Here is a 16,541-nt window from a genome sequence, read left to right as displayed (position 1 = left end):
ACGAGGCCGTGCCCCGGTCAGAGGGCACAGCACCGCAGATGCTGGCCCTGGCGAAGGTGGTGGCCCGGCTCCGCGCCGAGGTCGAGGACCTGGAGGCGGGAGCCGCGACGGCGGCCGTCCTCGAACGCGCCAAGGGCGTGCTCATGGCCCGGCAGGGCCTGCCCGCGGACGAGGCGTACGAGCTCCTGCAACGCCGCGCCGAAGACCACCGGCGCACCCTGACCGAGGAGTGCCTGCTCACCCTGGGCGGTGCCGGCTGGCCCCCCGTCCGGGCCGCGGACGGCCGGCGGAACGCACCGGCGGGGACGGTGTTCCGCACCGGCGGGTACGCCCCCGGCGGGGCGTCCGGCGCCGGACGGAGCGCCCTGCCGGACCGGCTGGCCAAGGCCCTGGCGGCCACCAGCGGCCCCGCCGAGGTCGCGGAACTGCTGCGGACGGCCCTGAACGAGCCCGCCGGGGTGGACGCCGTCATGATCTACACCCGCGACCCCGCGGGAAGCCTGGAGCTGGCCGGGCACGCCGGTATCGACGGCGCCACCGCCCAGCAGTGGAGCCACCTCCCGCCGCTCGGCAGCCTCGCCGTGCTGGAGGCCCTGACCCGCCGGCGGCCCGTGTGGGTGGAGGCCCCCGACCAGGCCTCCGACGGCTACCTGCGCATCGGAGCCCACCCCGAACGGTGGCTGTCGCGCGCCTGGATCCCGGCACCGGGAGCCCCCTCCACGACCGCCGTCGGCTTCTTCCGCCGCGAACCCGGGCCGTTCGACCACCGGACACGGGACCTGCTGCTCCGGGTGGTCCGGCTGTGCGGCGGGGCACTGGGCGCGCCGCCGGCGGTGCGCCCAGTGCCCGCCGAGGAGGACGTCACGACGGTCCAGCAGATCTTCGACGTGCTGTCCGGGCCCGCCGTGCTCCTCACCCCCGTGCGTGCGGCGGACGGCTCCGTGGAGGACTTCCGGATCGACGCGGCGACCGCGGAATCCGTCGATGTCGCGGGCCGCAAGGGCAAGGAACTGGTCGGCCGCACGGTCCTCGAGACGTATCCCACGGTGGCCGGGAGCCCCCTGTGGGACGGCTACCTGGACGCCCTCGCCACGGGCACCGTCTACGAGGGACTTCCCTTCACCTACGAGGAGGTCGCCGCGGGGGTCCCGCGCCACTCCGTCTTCTCCGTGCGAGCCTCGCGCGTGAGGGACCGGCTGGTGGCCTCCTGGGTCCGCCTCGACACCAGCGACCTGGAGGCGCGCCGGCTGGCCGACCTCCAGCGCCTGGGCAACCTCGGGTGGGCGAGCTGGAACCTCACCACGGACACCATCACCTGGTCCGATCAGGTCTACACCGTCTTCCGGCGCGACCCCGCCCTGGGGCCCATCCCCCTGGAAGAACTCCCCCGCCACGTGCTGCCGGACGACCTGCCGGGACTCGGCCGCGCCGTCCAGCGGCTGCTCGAGGACGGCGCCGGCATGGACCAGCCCTTCCGCATCACCACCAGGGACGGGGTGCGGCACCTGAGGATCGTCGCCGAGGCCGGCCACGACACGGACGGCACCCCGGTCGAGGTGCACGGCTTCGTCCAGGACGTCACCACCCAGCGCGACATCGAGATCGCCCTGCGCGAGAGCGAACGCGCGAACCTCGTCCAGCGGGGCATGCTCCGCGCCGAACGCTCCCTCGCCGCACGGCTCCAGGAAACGCTCCTGCCCATCCCCGAGCAGTCCCTGGAACTCGCCGGGCTGTGCGTGGACGTCGCCTACCTGCCCGCCGACGCCGGGGTGAACGTGGGCGGCGACTGGTACAGCGCCATCCCCCTCCCCGACGGCTGCGCCCTCTTCGTCGTCGGGGACGTCGCCGGGCACGGCCTGGCCGCCGTCGGCACGATGGCCCAACTCCGGTTCACCGCCAAGGGGATGGCCGTCACCGGCTCGGCCCTCCCCGACGTCCTGGGCCGGCTCAACGCCCTCCTGCTCCACACGGCCGCGGAACCGTCCGGGGCCGCCACCGCGACCATGGTGATGGCCCGCTACCAGCCCGAAGGCCACCGGCTCAGCTGGGTACGCGCCGGACACCTCCCGCCGCTGCTGATCCGCGACGGCCGGGCGCAGTTCCTCCCCCAGCCGGAGGGGAACCTGCTCGGCGCCGCCGCCGAGGTGGCCTACGGGCAGGAGGTCATCGGTCTGCTGCCGGGCGACCACCTGCTGTTCTACACCGACGGCCTCGTCGAGGACCCCGGCGTGGACATCGAGGAAGGCCTGGCCGCCCTCGCCGCGACCGCGGCCCGCCTCGTCCGGGAGGGCCGGGCCGACACCCTCGCCCGCACCCTGGCCGCGGGCCGCACCCCCCACCGCGACGACATCTGCGTCCTGGACGTCCACCTGCCCCCGGAGCCGTAACGGACAACGGCCGTACGGCTTCCGGCCGTGCCCGCCCCCTCCGGACGGTCCGCAGGAGCTCCCCCTGCCCGGCCGCGCGGTTGCTTCCGGCGGCCCGGCACCCCAGGATGGCCGGATCGTGCGTACGCGCCGCTCCCAGGGGTACGAGACACCTGGCATGGAGGGGGCCCGTACCGGGTGTCGAAGACAGGGAGAACGGTGTGAGGAAGAGTGTGATCGCCAGGGCGGTACCCGTGGCGCTGCTGGCAGGGCTGCTGCTGGCCCCGCTGCCGGCGAATGCGGCGGCGGCGCCCACGGCCCAGCGCGCAGGCGCGGCCGGCGCCGCCGTGGCGGCCGCCGCCCCGGCCGGTGTCCTGGCCGGATCCGTCCGCGGGACGAGCGTGACCGCCTCCGCCCACACGCAGGCGTCGGGGGTGTCGAAGGACAGCAAGAAGAAGTCCAAGAAAAAGAAGAAGGGCATCCTCGGCAAGCTGGGCACCGCCGCGCTGGTCGTGGGCGTCCTGGTCGTGCTGCTGATCGTGGCCGCCGTCATCGCCGTCGTCGTGATGGCAGGCCGCCGCCGCCGGCGCGGCTGACGGCCCCGGCGGCTACGGGCGGACGGCCGTGATCACGTAGTAGTCGAGGAGGCCCTGCTCCCACGCCGCCCGGAAGTTCCTCGGCCAGGTGCCCGGCTTCCACTGCGCGGAAAGCCAGTGGTCCCAGCCGGGCCAGACCGAGGGGCCGATGGACTCGCAGCGGACCTCGGTCAGCCCCGACCGGGCCAGGGCCCCGGTCAGTTCGGAGGGCGGGCGGGCGATGTCCAGCCCGTCCGCGAAGGTGTCGAGCAGCTGCGCCAGCCGGGGCGCCGCCCCGGCGTCCGGGGTGAAGAAACTGGTCACGGAGGCCCGGCCGCCGGGCCGCAGCACCCGGGCGGTCTCCGCCGCGAACCGTGCCAGGTCGTCGAAGTGCTGGGCGGCCTCCACGCTGTAGACGCAGTCGAACTCCCCGTCCCCGAACGGCATCTCCTCCGCGGCCCCGCGCACCAGCCGGAGCCGCTCGGGCCCCGGCCCCTCCAGTAGCCCGGCGTTGGCCCGCCGGGCCCGTTCCAGCTGCTGGGGGTGGATGTCCATACCGGTGACCCGGGCCGGACCGTACTCCCCGACGGCCAGGGCGCAGCCCACGCCCAGCCCGCAGCCCACCTCCAGCAGTTCCCCGCCGCCGAGAGGGCCCGCGCTGTCCAGCACGCGCCGGTACAGGTCCTGCTGACTGCGGATCCGGTCCTCCACCGTCGGCGCGCCGTCGAGGTCCTCGGGCCGCCAGTAGCCGAAGTTGATGAAACCGCCGGCGAACACGGGGACCGCGCTGAGGTCCGCGGGACCGTACGTCTCCCGCACGGTCGCCCGCATGTCGTCGGGCCGGTCGGCTCGGGTCATGGGTCCACCTCCGTGCCCAGTGTGGCCGTACGGTGACGTCCTGTCGACGGCGCCTGCCCGCCCCCCCACGTAGGCTGGGGCCCGTCCTGCCGCCCACCCACGGGGAACCACCAGCACCATGGCGCACACCGGTCCGCAGTCCCTCGACCGCGCGCTGGCCCTCGTCGACGCGGTGGCCGCGGCGCCCGGCCCGGTCAGCGCCAAGGCGCTGGCGCGCACCGCGGGCTGCTCCCTGTCCACCGCCTACCACCTCCTCGGGCCGCTCACCGACCGCGGCTACCTGGTGCGCACGGCCCGCGGCTACGCGCTCGGGCCCGAGCTGCCCCGGCTGCACCGCAGCTTCCTGCACCAGCTGGCCCCGGCCCCGGGCATGCCCGGCCTGCTCGCCCGGCTGCGGCGGGCGACCGGCGGCGAGTCCTACTACACGGCCTACCGGGGCGGGGTGATCACCGTCGTGGACACCACCGCCCCCGTCACGGACACCGCGAACCCGTTCGCGCCCGGCCGTGAGACCCGCGCCCACGCCACCGCCCACGGCAAGGCCCTGCTGTCCCGGCTGACCCCGCGGGCGCGGCGGCGCTACTTCGACGCGCACGGGATGGCCCGGCTGACCCCGGCGACCATCACGAACGCCGAGGCCATGGAGGCGGAGCTGCTGCGGGTCCGCGCGGCGGGCTTCGCGGTGTCGGTGGGGGAGGCGGACCCGGCGTGGACCTGCCTGGCGGTCGCGCTGCCGCCGGTGGGGGACGAGCGGGACACCGTGCACGCGCTGTCGGTGTCGGTGCCGACGCAGGAGTTCCGCCGCCGCCCGGAAGGCATCCGTGCCGCCCTCGCGGAGGCGGCCGAGGGCCGGATCCGGTGAGGCTCCCGCCCGCCGCCGCCCCGCCCGGATTCCGGCCCTGCCGGAATGGCGGGCGGCGGACGTGTGCGGGGGCCGCCCCGCGTGCCAGGCTGGCCGCATGATCTTCATCGCCGTCAGGTTCGACGTCCGCCCGGAGCACAGCGACAACTGGCTCACCCTCGTCGACGACTTCACCCGCGCCACCCGGTCCGAGCCGGGCAACCTCTTCTACGACTGGTCCCGCAGCGTGGACGACCCGAACAAGTACACCCTGCTGGAGGCGTTCACCGACGCCGAGGCCGGCGCCGCGCACGTCGCCTCGGAGCACTTCAAGGCCGGTATGGAAACGCTCGCCGGAGCCATCGCCACCACCCCGGAGATCATCCACGTCGAGGTGCCCGGCCAGGGCTGGAGCGCCATGGCCGAACTGTCTCCCCGCGACTGACCCCGCCCTCCCCGCACCCCGTCGCCGTGACGGCCCGTTCCGGTACGAGACCGGGACGTTGCCGTCACGTCGCGGGGATGGACGCCGTGGCTCCGTGGCCGAAAACTGTCCTGGCAGGAGCAGGCTGACCCCAGGGGGATTGCGCCATGAGCGACGGCAGAGGTGGACCGGACGTGCCCCGTCCGGAGAACGACGCGTCGGTCCCGTCCCACGGGACGACCCCGGACGCCGGTGGAGGCTTCACCGACCCGGCCCCGGGCGGGGACGGCATCATCGTCCAGGGAGGGCGCACGGCTTCGGGCCCGCAGGACCCGTCGCGGGCGATCGGCCCGAAGCAGGACGACCCGCGGGCGATCGGTCCGAAGCAGGATGACCCAAGGGCCATCGGTCCCAAGCAGGATGACCCCCGGGCCATCGGCCCGAAGCAGGACGACCCAAGGGCGATCGGTCCGAAGCAGGATGACCCGCGGGCGATCGGTCCGAAGCAGGACGATCCCCGGGCCATCGGTCCGAAGCAGGACGACCCAAGGGCGATCGGTCCGAAGCAGGACGACCCTCGGGCGATCGGTCCCAAGCAGGACGACCCTCGGGCGATCGGTCCCAAGCAGGACGATCCCCGGGCCATCGGTCCCAAGCAGGACGACCCCCGGGCGGTCGGCAGGGGCATCATCGTCCAGGGCGGACGCACCGGGCACCCGGACCAGAAGGCCCGTCAGAAGCAGGCCAAGAAGAAGACGAAGACCATGGCGCTGGTCATCGGCGGCGTCATGGTGATGGCCGTCGGCGGGGTCTTCGTCGGCCGGCAGCTGAGCCAGGACCCGGCGACCCTCCAGCCGCAGGCGGCCGCCACTCCCACCGCCGCCGTCTCCGGCGCAGCCCCCGCCCCCTCGGCCTCCACCGACGGCGGCGGCCCGGCGCCCGCCCCCACCCCCACCGGCTCGCCCACGGAGGCGGCGGCCTCACCCACGCCCGCCCCCTCCCACCCGCCCACCCCCGGCGCCGGCAACCCCGCCCCGGTCCCTCCCACCACGCCCCCGGCGCCGCCCAAGCAGTCCGGCGCCCCCGCCCCGGTCGCCGTGCCGACGCTGTCGCTGCGCCCGGCCAGCGTCCGGGAGTTCTGCGCCAACGGCGAATGGCCGAGCACCCTGGTGGTGCGCAACAGCGGCGGCGGGAACCTGAACTGGTCGATCGGATCCCTGCCCTCCGGGGTCACCGCCACCGCGGGCAGCGGGTCCCTGGCCGCCGGAGCCTCCCAGGTGATCACGCTCGGCGGCCGGACCGAGCAGCAGCCCCCTGGCGGCCGGTTCACCGTCGGCTTCTCCAGCAACGGCGGCAGCGGCCAGGTGACGGTCACCTGCGCCTGAACCGGCCGGAGACTTCCCCGCCGGTCCGAACGGGCGCCGCCCGGGGCTGGTGTGAAGCAGTGAATCACTGCTTCAATCCTTCCCATGCCCTACCGCCGCCCACCCGCCGTTCAGGCCCGGCTCGACGCCCGTCGGGACCGGGTGCTGGAAGCCGCCGTCCGTCTGCTGTCGAGGGAGGGGTACGCCGGCTGTTCCGTCGCCGCCATCGCGGCCGAGGCCGGCATCTCCACCGGGAGCGTCTACCAGTCGTTCTCCGGCAAGTCCGAGCTCGCCGCCGCCCTCTTCCGGACCCTTGTGGTCCGGGAGGTGGCGGCCGTGACCACCGCCGCGGACCGTCCCGGGACCGCCGCGGAGCGGGTGGCCGGAGCCGTGGAGACCTTCGCCTCGCGGGCGCTCCAGGCCCCTCGGCGGGCCTTCGCCCTGCTCGCGGAGCCGGCCGACCCGGCCGTCGACACCGAACGCCTCGCCTTCCGGCGGGCGTTCCGCGACGTGTTCGCCCGGCAGATCGCCGCGGGCACGGCCGCCGGCGAACTGCCGCCGCAGCTGCCGGAGCTGACCGCCGCCGCACTGGTCGGCGCCATCGCCGAGGCGCTGGTCGGACCCCTCGCCGACGGCGACGCGGCCCCCGGCGAGGTCATCCCCGCCCTGCTCACCTTCACCCGGCGCGCCCTTGGAGGACACGATGCCCCAGACGCATGAGGTCACCAACCAGGTTCCACCGCACCACGGTTACGACGCCGCGGCCGACCCGGCCCTGCTGGAGGCCCTGGCCCGCGAGGGCGCCGGCTGGGCCGCCCCCGAACTCCACCGGCTCGGCGTCCTCGCCGGATCCGAGCAGGCCGCTGAGTGGGGCCGGCTGGCCAACGAGAACGAGCCGGTCCTGCACACCCACGACCGCTACGGCCACCGCGTCGACGAGGTCGAGTTCCACCCGTACTGGCACCGGCTGATGGAAACCGCCGTCTCGCACGGGCTGCACGCGGCCCCCTGGACGCAGCAGGAGCCGGGCGCGCACGTCGCCCGCGCCGCCAAGTTCATCGTCTGGAGCCAGGTCGAGGCCGGCCACACCTGCCCGGTCTCCATGACCTACGCCGCCGTCCCGGCGCTGCGCGCGGCCCCCGCCCTGGCCGAGTGGCTGGAGCCGCTGCTCGCCTCCCGCACGTACGACTTCGGGCTGCGCCGGCCCGACACCAAGCGCGGGCTGATCGCCGGGATGTCGATGACGGAGAAGCAGGGCGGCTCGGACGTCCGCGCCAACACCACGACCGCCGCCCCGGCCGGAGACGGCACGTACCGGCTGACCGGGCACAAGTGGTTCACCTCGGCGCCCATGTCCGACGTCTTCCTCACCCTGGCGCAGGCCCCCGGGGGACTGTCCTGCTTCCTGCTGCCCCGGGTCCTGCCCGACGGCACCCGCAACCGGCTGCACCTCCAGCGCCTCAAGGACAAGCTCGGCAACCGCTCCAACGCCTCCTCCGAGATCGAGTACGACGAGGCGTTCGGCTGGCTGGTGGGGGAGGAGGGCCGCGGGGTCGCGACCATCATCGAGATGGTCAACATGACCCGGCTCGACTGCGTCCTGGGCGGGGCCTCCGGCATGCGGCTCGGCCTGGTCCGGGCCGTCCACCACGCCACCCACCGGCGGGCGTTCGGCAAGGCACTGATCGACCAGCCCCTGATGCGCAACGTCCTGGCCGACCTGGCACTGGAGTCCGAGGCCGCGACGGCCGTCGCGATGCGCCTGGCCGGGGCCACCGACCGCGTCGCGCGCGGGGATTCGGACGAGGCGCTGCTGCGCCGGCTGGGCCTGGCCGTCACCAAGTACTGGGTGTGCAAGCGCGCTCCCGCGCACGCCGCCGAAGCCCTCGAATGCTTCGGCGGCAACGGCTACGTCGAGGACTCGGGCATGCCCCGCCTCTACCGCGAGGCTCCGCTGTCGTCCATCTGGGAGGGTTCGGGCAACGTGGCCGCCCTGGACGCGCTGCGCGCGATGGCCCGTCAGCCGGAGAGCGTCGAGGCCTTCTTCGCGGAGGTGGGCCTGGCCGCCGGGGCCGACCGGCACCTGGACGCGGCCGTGGCCGGGCTGCACAAGCAGCTCGCCGACCCCGCCGAGGCCGAGTACCGGGCCCGGCAGCTGACCGAGACCATGGCCCTGGCCCTCCAGGCCTCGCTGCTGGTGCGGCACGCCCCGGCGGCGGTCGCCGACGCCTTCTGCGCGTCCCGGCTGGGCGGGGAGCACGGAGGGGCTTACGGGACCCTGCCGACCGGGGTGGACACCGGGGCCGTCCTCGACCGGGCCGTGACACCGGCCGTCTGAGCCGGGGCCGCTCCGGCGGCCGGCCCGCGGGGCCCCTCGCCTCCGGCCGGAACCGGAGCCCCCGTCCGGGACGTCTGGGCGGTAGACGAGGGCAGCCGCGGCGGCTGCCGAGAGGAACGGGGGACAAGCGATGGGGCGGGACACGAGACGCACGGCGGGCACGGTGGTGCCGGCTGCCGCGGCGGCGCTGGCGCTGGCACTGGGCCTCACGGCCTGCGACCCGTCGGCGAACCCGCAACCCGCGGGGCCCGCCCCGTCCGCCGCGGGATCCGGCGCCGCGCAGGCCTCCCCGTCCGCCCGGCCCCCGGCCACCGGCGCACCGCACCCGGGCGGCGGCTCCTCGGGCAGCGCCCCGGCAAGTCCCGCGCCCTCGGGCCACACCGGCGCCGCCCCGTTCGCGCGTACGGGCGTCCCCTGGAACCTGGACCGGCTCGACCAGCGCACCCGCCCCCTCGACGGCCGCTACGCGGCGGGTGCGGACGGCAGCGGCGTCCACGTCTACGTGCTCGACACCGGAATGGACCTGGGGCACGCCGAGTTCGCGGGCCGCGCCACCGCCGGAGCCGACTTCGTCGGCGCCCCCGACACCGGGGACTGCGCCGACAGCAGCGGACTCGGGCACGGCACCTTCGTGGCCGGCATCATCGGCGGCCGTACCTACGGGGTCGCCCCCAAGGCCGCTCTCGTACGCGTCCAGGCCATCGCCTGCGAAGAGAGCGGAGGCAGCAGCGGCCCCGGCACAGGCGCCCCGGCGGCTCCGGAGGCCTCCATCGTCAAGGCCGTCGAATGGGTGACCGCCCACGCACAGCGCCCGGCGGTGGTCAACATGTCCCTCAATCTCCAGACCCGCTCCCCGGCGCTCGACGCGGCCGTACAGCACCTTGTCGAGTCCGGGATCCCGGCGGTCGTCGCGGCGGGCAACTTCAACGACGACGCCTGCGGACACTCCCCGGCCGGCGCCCACGGAGCCGTCGTGGTGGCCGCCTCCACCGCCGGCGACCGCCACTGGCAGGACACCGAGAGCTTCGGCTCCGGACACGGCTCCTGCGTGGACCTGTACGCACCCGGAGACCAGATCACCTCCGCGTTCGCGGGCGGCGGCACCGGCACCAGCGACTCCGCCGCCACCTCCTGGGCCACCCCGCACGTGACCGGCGCCGTGGCCCTCTACCTCTCGGCGCACCCCACCGCCACCCCCGCCCAGGTCCGCACCTGGCTCACGGCGCAGGCCGACCGCGACGTCCTCGGCGCCGTCCCGCCGGGCACCCCCAACCGGCTGCTGAACACCTCCGGCCTCTAGAGCGTGAGGCCCACGGGCCCTCACGGGAACGGGTGCGGGTGCAGCGGGAGTTCCGCGTGCCGCAGCGGGGCGGCGGCCGGGCCAAGCCGGTGGGGGACCTCCAGCAGCCGGGGCAGTCCCAGGGTGCGCCGATCACACGCACCGAACGACCCGGCCTGATCCGGCGCGAATTGTCAGACAGGCCCTAGAAGACTGATGAAGATCTTGTTGAGGGGCCGTCCGGCCGTAGGCCGGGCGGCCCCTCTGGTTATGTGATGGCCGGTGCGAGGTGCCAGGTGCCGCCTGTGTGAGTGAGTCCGAGGTTGATCAGGCGGCGGAGGTTGAGGGCGGCTGCTCGGGTGTGGAGCCAGGCGTTGTTGCTGATGGTGCCCCGGTAGCGGAGTCGGCGGTTGCCGTGGTGGACGAGCCAGGCGACGGCACGTTCGACTGGTGGCCGCCAGCGGCGGTAGTCGGCCTGCCAGGCGGGGTCGGTGGCGGCCTGGCGGCGGGCCGCGGCTTGGAGATCGTGGTGGGGGCGGATGGTCAGGACGCGTCCGGCTTTGGCCTTGGTGCACTGCTCACGCAGCGGGCATCGGGTGCACACGTTCCCGAAGACGGCCCTGCGCTGGTGGTGGCGGCCGCCGGGCTCGGACAGGCCGACGGTGTGGCCTTGGGGGCAGGTCACGGTGGCGGCGGAGGTGTCGATGGCGAAGTCGTCGAGGGTGAAGCCGTCTGGGACGGCCGGCCGCAGCGGGGCGGGTTTGAGGAACAGCCGGTGTCCGGCCTCTTCGAGGGCCTGGCGGGCGTCGCCGGTGGAGTAGGCGGTGTCACCGAAGGCGTCCACCGGGGTGTCCTCCTCGGCCAGCAGTTCAAGGCCGACGGCTGCCTCGTGGTGCTCTGGCCCGGCCCCGGGCCGCAGGGCGACGGCGGTGTATAACCCGGTCTCCGGCTCGACGGCGAGGTGGGCCTTGTATCCGTCCTGCTGATGGGAGCGGGTCTTGTGGATGTGCCGGGACTCGGGGTCGACGGTGGAGATCATCCGGTCCGGGGCGGTCCCTTGGGTGATGCGCCAGCGGCCGTCACGGCCGTCGGAGTCCTCGGCCGGTTCCACGTCCTGCCCGGCGACCAGCGCGAGGATGCCGACCGCGTTCGCTGCCTTCTCGCCCAGTTCCTGCTCGGGCAGATGCCCGAGCAGTCTGACCGCGTCGCCGACGAGCGCGTCGACCAGGTTGGCTCGTGCCTGGGCATCGTTCCAGGTGATGCGGGGTTTGCCCGGGTCGGTGTAGTCGTGGGCGGTGCACTGCGCGGCGGCAGCCTCGGCGCCGCCGGGGACTTCCCGGATCACCACCCGGATGGCGCCGATGATCTGGGTGACGGTGTCCTGGGTGGCGACCGCGTCGTCCAGCACGGTGGAGTCCAGTGCCCGCCGGTGCTTGCCCCTGAGGACACCGGTGGCCTTCACGACCTCCCGCACGGCCTCGAAGGCCCGGTTCGGGCTGGTGGAGCGGGCCAGCCGGCGCCGGAAGTACGCCAGAAGCGACGGGTCGAACGCGGTGTCATGCAGTCCCAGCCCGCACGCGGCCTTCCACCGCAGGTCACACCGCAGTTCCTGGACCGTCTCGAAGTCCGACATGCCGTGCAGGGCCTGCAATGTGATCGCCGCGGCCAGAATCTGCGGCGGCATGGACGGCCGCCCGTTCGCCGACGGATACATGTCCGCGAACATCGCCGCGGGGAACAACCGGCCACGGTGCTCGGCCAGGAACGCGAACACACTCCCAGCCGGAATCAACTCCCGGCACGTCGCCCACACATCAGGTCCGACCGTCTCCCCGACCCACTCCCCTTGAACCACAACACGAGTCTGGCCCCACCGCTGACGCGGCGGGGCCAGAACCCAACATCTTCATCAGTCTTCTAGCGGTGGAGGTGGTCCAGCCAGTCCGCGGGGACGCGGTCCGCGGGACCGGGGGCCGGCTGGGCGGTGGGGTGGGCGGCCGGCGGGGTGAGTTCGGGGCCGGACTCGTACATCGTGTCCGTGGCGTAGTTCCAGAACCAGGCCTCGCCCGGCTCGAAGCTCTGCACCAGGGGATGGCCGGCGGCCTTGAAGTGGGCGGTGGCGTGCTGGGCCGGAGAGGAGTCGCAGCAGCCGACGTGGCCGCACTGGGCGCAGCGCCGCAGGTGGAACCACCAGCCGCCCACCGCGTCGCATTCCGCGCAGCCCGTGCCGCTGGGCGGGACGCTCGGGTCGATGCCGTCGATCTCGGTCATGTGCGCTCCTCCGTGGTGGCGGGGTCGGTGCCCGCACCGTGCTCGGGTCCGGGTCCGGGGCCGGCTTGTTCTTCCGGGGCGGTCAGCGGCAGCAGGACGCGGAAGCGGGTGTCTCCCGGTACGGACTCGACCCCGAGGCTGCCGTGGTGCCTGTTGACCACGATCCGCCAGGAGATGTCCAGGCCGAGGCCCGTGCCCTCGCCGACCGGCTTCGTGGTGAAGAAGGGGTCGAAGATGCGGTCCCTGATCTCGGGGGGCACCCCCGGCCCGGTGTCGCGGAACTCCACCAGCAGCCGGTCGCCCTCCCGCGCCGTGCGGACCGTGAGCGTGCCCTTGCCGCCGCCGCTCCCGATGGCGGACACCGCGTTGTCGATCAGGTTGGTCCACACCTGGTTCAGCTCCGCCGGATAGGCCGGCACCTCGGGCAGGGTGCGGTCGTACTCCTTGACCACCCGCACCCCGGGGCCGATCTTGCCCGAGAGCATCAACAGGGTGCTGTCGAGGAGTTCGTGCACGTCGGCGTCGCGGTGCGGGGCGCGGTCGAGCTGCGCGTACTGCTTCGCCGCGTCCACCAGATGGGAGATCCGGGTGGTGGAGTCGTCGATCTCGTCCATCAACAGCTCGGTCTCCACCGTGTAGTTGAGCCAGCCGACCGCCCCGGGCAGGATGTCCTCGGCCACCGTCGCCGCGACCTGCTCCAGCCAGTCCGTGTCCAGTCCGGCCTGGACGAACACCGGTGCGATCCGCCAGCCCTCCGGGATGCCGTGGTCCTCCAGCCAGTCGCAGAGCTCGTCCTCCCGGTCGGCCGCCTCCAGCGGGCTCAGCACCGGTGCCTTGGCCACCCGTTCCGCCGTCCGCTCCTGGATGTCGATCAGTTCGGCCAGGGCCTCGCGCGAGTACGGGCCCCGGGCGATGACGGCCAGCTTGTGCCGCATCTTGCCCACCCGCTCGCGCAGCGCCGCCGTGGCCCGGACGGCCGCCGCCGCCGGGTTGTTGAGCTCGTGCGTCAGCCCGGCCGACAACGAGCCCAGCGCCAGCAGGCGTTCACGCTGGCCGATGGCCCGCTGGGTGTCCTTCGCGCCGAAGAACAGGCCCTCCAGCAGGTGCGCCGCCATCGGGAACCACTCCTGCATGATGTCCGCGAACGACTGCGCGGGCAGCACGAAGAACCGTGTCGGCTCCGTCACCCGCATCGAGTTGACGTACCTCTGCGGGACCCGGTCGCCCAGGTAGGCCTGCATGGCCCCCGCGTACACCCCGCGCTGCGAGGTCCGGCTCACCTCCACGTCGTCCGCGCCGACCCTGCGGTACAGCACGACGGTGCCCTCGAGCATCACGTAGAAGCAGGTGGCCGGTTCGCCCTCGGTGTACAGCGGACCGGCTTCGAAGCGCTCCACCCGCCCCTCGCGACACAGTCTCCCCAGCTGCTCCGCCGAGAGCTTCTCGAACAGGAACAGCGAGGCGATCTCCCGCGGGTCGCAGGACGCCTCCCGCCCGCTCACGACTGCTCCAGGTACCGGTGCACCAGCATGACGGCCATGGCTCCCTCTCCCACCGCGGACGCGACCCGCTTCGCCGACCGGGCCCGCGCGTCGCCCGCCACGAACACCCCGGGAATGTTGGTCTCCAGGTGGTACGGCGGCCGGTCCAGCTCCCATTCGGCCGGCGGCCGCCCGTCCGGCGTGAGGTCCGGTCCGGCGAGGATGAACCCGTGCTCGTCGCGCAGCACCGTCCCGTCCAGCCAGTCCGTGAGCGGGGCCGCGCCGATGAACACGAACATCCACTGCGCGTCCACGAGTTCCGTGGCCCCCGTCACCGCGTCCCGCAGCACCAGCCGCTCCAGGTGCCCCTCGCCCTGCGCCGCCTCCACGACCGTCCGCGGCCGCACCGCGATGTTCGGCGCCTCCTGGATCTGCTGGATCAGGTAGTACGACATCGACGCCGCCAGCGACTCCCCGCGCACCAGCAGCGTCACCGACTTCGCGCCCCGCGCCAGGTACACCGCCGCCTGTCCGGCCGAGTTGGCCCCGCCGACCACGTACACGTCCTGCCCCTCGCAGGAGGCCGCCTCGGTCAGGGAGGAGCCGTAGTACACCCCGCGCCCGGTCAGGTCCTCGCAGCCCGGCGCCCCCAGCTGCCGGTACGACACCCCCGTCGCCAGGATGACGCTGTGCGCGGCGACCGACGAGCCGTCGGAGAAGCGCACCACGCGCGCCGGGCCGTTCACCTCCAGCCCCGTGACCTCGCGCGCCGTGAGGATCTCCGCACCGAACCGGGTGGCCTGGCGCCGGGCGCGCTCGGTGAGCTGGGCACCGGAGACCCCGTCCGGGAAGCCCAGGTAGTTCTCGATGCGGGAGCTCTGTCCCGCCTGCCCGCCGGTCGCGGACCGTTCCACCAGCACGGTGCGCAGCCCCTCGGACGCCCCGTACACCGCCGAGCCCAGCCCGGCCGGGCCGCCGCCGATGACGACCAGGTCGTAGAACGCGGCGGCCGGGGTGGTCGCGAGCCCCACGTGGGCGGCCAGCTCCGCCACCTCCGGCTCGATCAGCGCCGTCCCCCCGGCGGTGACCACCAGGGGCAGCCGCAGCCCGTCGGCCCCGGCCGCCTCCAGCAGCCGCCGCCCCTCGGGCTCGTCGGAGGAATACCACCGGTAGGGCACCTGGTTGCGGGCCAGGAACTCCCGTACCTCGGAGGAGCGCGCCGACCAGCGGTGCCCGACCACCTTGGTGGCGGGCACCGGCCGGTAGTCGCTGGAGCGCCAGGCGGAGAGGAGGTCGTCCAGAACGGGGTAGAGCTTCTCCTCCGGCGGGTCCCACGGCTTGAGCAGGTAGTGGTCGAGGTCGACGACGTTGATCGCGTCGATGGCCGCGTGGGTGTCGGCGTACGCGGTCAGCAGCACCCGCCGCGCCCCCGGATACACGCCGAGCGCCTGCTCCAGGAACTCCACCCCGTTCATCTGCGGCATCCGGTAGTCGGCGAGGATCACGGCGACCAGGTCGCCCCGCAGCTTCAGCTCGCGCAGCGCCTCCAGGGCCGACTCCCCGGACTCGGCGCGCACGATCCGGTACCCCCCGCCGTAGTGCCGCCGCAGGTCACGGGCGATGGCGCGGGACACCCCCGGATCGTCGTCCACGGTGAGGATGACGGTCCGCGCCGCATCGCCGGCCTGTGCCATGCTCCTCCGCCCTGCGCGCTCGGGACGACCGGCGCGCGAGGCCTGCCCGACCGCGCCGGCTCCTGCCCATCGTAGGTTCGATCGCCCGCGACCGCTCCGGCACCCGGCCGTACGGGCCGGGCGGTCCGGGCGGGCGCCGGGCGAAAAGGCAGGTCGGGGGCTCGGACGAGGCGGCCCGGGCCCGGGCGGAGGAGGGTCCGGGACCGGCGCCGGCCTGCGGGCCCCGCCGGCGCGCGGCGGGGCCTCAGCCGGTGAACGAACCGTGCCGCCCGGCCCCGGACGCGAAGCGCGCGGCGCCCGCCAGGGTCTCGCCCGCCGCCAGGGGCACCGTCCCGTGCCGCAGCTCGTTGGCCAGGGCCTCGGGCTCGGCCAGCCCGTGCTGCTCGCGTACGGAGAGCCGGTCGTGGCGCAGGCACAGCTGGGGGAAGCCCGCGATCTCCCGCGCGAGCTCCTCCGCCGCCGCCCGGGCCCGCCCGGCTGGTACGAGCCGGTTGGCCAGCCCGATCGCGTGGGCCTCGGCGGCCGGAACCGGGCGGCCGGTGAGGATCAGGTCCATCGCCCGGCTCTCGCCGATCAGCCGCGGCAGCCGCACCGTACCGCCGTCGATGAGCGGAACCCCCCACCGGCGGCAGAACACCCCGAAGACCGCGTCCTCCTCCACCACGCGCAGATCGCACCACAGGGCCAGCTCCAGCCCTCCGGCCACGGCGTGACCGGCGACGGCCGCGATCACCGGCTTGGTCAGCCGCAGCCGTGTCGGCCCCATCGGGCCGTCCCCCTCGGGCTCCACCCGGTTGCCGCGCCCGGTGCCGACGGCCTTGAGGTCGGCGCCCGCGCAGAACGTCCCGCCCTCGCCCCACAGCACCGCGACCGCCGCCCCCTCGTCGGCCTCGAACTCCCGGAACGCCTCGGCCAGCTGCCGTGCCGTCGGACCGTCCACGGCGTTGCGGGCCGCGGGCCGCGACAGCACCACCGTCGTCACGGGCCCGTCGCGTTCGACGCGGACGGCGCGGGCGGCATCGGCTTCGGTCATGGCGGCATTCTCGCGTG

14 protein-coding genes are annotated in these 16,541 nt (G+C 74.5%); 8 read left to right on the top strand and 6 right to left on the bottom strand.

From position 1 onward, the window contains the following. Positions 1-8 precede the first annotated feature (8 nt). Both B4U46_RS02795 and B4U46_RS02790 read left to right on the top strand, forming a co-directional pair. Positions 9-2,387, top strand: a complete 2,379-nt coding sequence (locus B4U46_RS02795) for a SpoIIE family protein phosphatase (RefSeq protein ID WP_335755366.1) — start codon at positions 9-11, stop codon at positions 2,385-2,387. A gap of 200 nt (positions 2,388-2,587) precedes the next feature. Beyond that, positions 2,588-2,962 (top strand): hypothetical protein, encoded by a 375-nt coding sequence (locus B4U46_RS02790; protein ID WP_123995888.1) that lies wholly within the window; start codon positions 2,588-2,590, stop codon positions 2,960-2,962. 12 nt (positions 2,963-2,974) lie between these two features. Here B4U46_RS02790 and B4U46_RS02785 read toward each other — a convergent pair whose 3' ends face one another. After that, complete coding sequence (locus B4U46_RS02785) at positions 2,975-3,799, bottom strand: class I SAM-dependent methyltransferase (protein WP_237292567.1); 825 nt, start codon at positions 3,797-3,799, stop codon at positions 2,975-2,977. A 118-nt stretch (positions 3,800-3,917) separates the two neighbouring features. Here B4U46_RS02785 and B4U46_RS02780 point away from each other — a divergent pair, with 118 nt between their 5' ends. From B4U46_RS02780 to B4U46_RS02755, 6 genes are all read left to right on the top strand, one after another. Next, a complete protein-coding gene (locus B4U46_RS02780; protein ID WP_079423743.1) occupies positions 3,918-4,661 on the top strand; it encodes an IclR family transcriptional regulator in 744 nt (247 codons plus the stop codon). Between the two features lie 97 nt (positions 4,662-4,758). After that, positions 4,759-5,085, top strand: coding sequence for a putative quinol monooxygenase (locus B4U46_RS02775; protein WP_079423741.1), 327 nt, complete (start codon positions 4,759-4,761; stop codon positions 5,083-5,085). Between the two features lie 146 nt (positions 5,086-5,231). Beyond that, positions 5,232-6,449: a hypothetical protein gene (locus tag B4U46_RS40020; protein WP_159402058.1), complete on the top strand. Its 1,218-nt coding sequence runs from the start codon at positions 5,232-5,234 to the stop codon at positions 6,447-6,449. Positions 6,450-6,533: 84 nt separating this feature from the next. Continuing rightward, positions 6,534-7,148 (top strand): TetR/AcrR family transcriptional regulator, encoded by a 615-nt coding sequence (locus B4U46_RS02765; protein ID WP_079423737.1) that lies wholly within the window; start codon positions 6,534-6,536, stop codon positions 7,146-7,148. Next, positions 7,132-8,766, top strand: coding sequence for an isovaleryl-CoA dehydrogenase (locus tag B4U46_RS02760; RefSeq protein ID WP_079423735.1), 1,635 nt, complete (start codon positions 7,132-7,134; stop codon positions 8,764-8,766). Before B4U46_RS02765 ends, B4U46_RS02760 begins: the two co-directional genes overlap by 17 nt. A gap of 130 nt (positions 8,767-8,896) precedes the next feature. Next, positions 8,897-10,066, top strand: coding sequence for a S8 family peptidase (locus tag B4U46_RS02755; RefSeq protein WP_079423733.1), 1,170 nt, complete (start codon positions 8,897-8,899; stop codon positions 10,064-10,066). A 247-nt stretch (positions 10,067-10,313) separates the two neighbouring features. Here B4U46_RS02755 and B4U46_RS02750 read toward each other — a convergent pair whose 3' ends face one another. The 5 genes from B4U46_RS02750 to B4U46_RS02730 form a co-directional block, all read right to left on the bottom strand. Continuing rightward, positions 10,314-11,858 carry an IS1182 family transposase gene (locus tag B4U46_RS02750; protein WP_079423731.1) on the bottom strand — a complete coding sequence of 515 codons (1,545 nt, stop codon included), beginning with the start codon at positions 11,856-11,858 and terminating at the stop codon, positions 10,314-10,316. Between the two features lie 104 nt (positions 11,859-11,962). Further along, positions 11,963-12,316 carry a UBP-type zinc finger domain-containing protein gene (locus B4U46_RS02745; protein WP_079423729.1) on the bottom strand — a complete coding sequence of 118 codons (354 nt, stop codon included), beginning with the start codon at positions 12,314-12,316 and terminating at the stop codon, positions 11,963-11,965. Then, positions 12,313-13,818: an ATP-binding protein gene (locus B4U46_RS02740; protein WP_079423727.1), complete on the bottom strand. Its 1,506-nt coding sequence runs from the start codon at positions 13,816-13,818 to the stop codon at positions 12,313-12,315. Before B4U46_RS02740 ends, B4U46_RS02745 begins: the two co-directional genes overlap by 4 nt. Further along, on the bottom strand, positions 13,815-15,491 hold the full coding sequence (locus B4U46_RS02735) for an FAD-dependent oxidoreductase (RefSeq protein ID WP_079423725.1): 1,677 nt from the start codon (positions 15,489-15,491) through the stop codon (positions 13,815-13,817). Before B4U46_RS02735 ends, B4U46_RS02740 begins: the two co-directional genes overlap by 4 nt. A 244-nt stretch (positions 15,492-15,735) precedes the next feature. Beyond that, complete coding sequence (locus B4U46_RS02730; protein WP_079431522.1) at positions 15,736-16,524, bottom strand: crotonase/enoyl-CoA hydratase family protein; 789 nt, start codon at positions 16,522-16,524, stop codon at positions 15,736-15,738. Positions 16,525-16,541: the final 17 nt, after the last annotated feature.

Origin of the sequence: Streptomyces katrae (genome assembly GCF_002028425.1) — a bacterium.
Lineage (GTDB): Bacteria > Actinomycetota > Actinomycetes > Streptomycetales > Streptomycetaceae > Streptomyces > Streptomyces katrae_A.
Note: the sequence above shows the minus strand (reverse complement) of the source record. Positions and strands in the feature narration are given on the sequence as shown.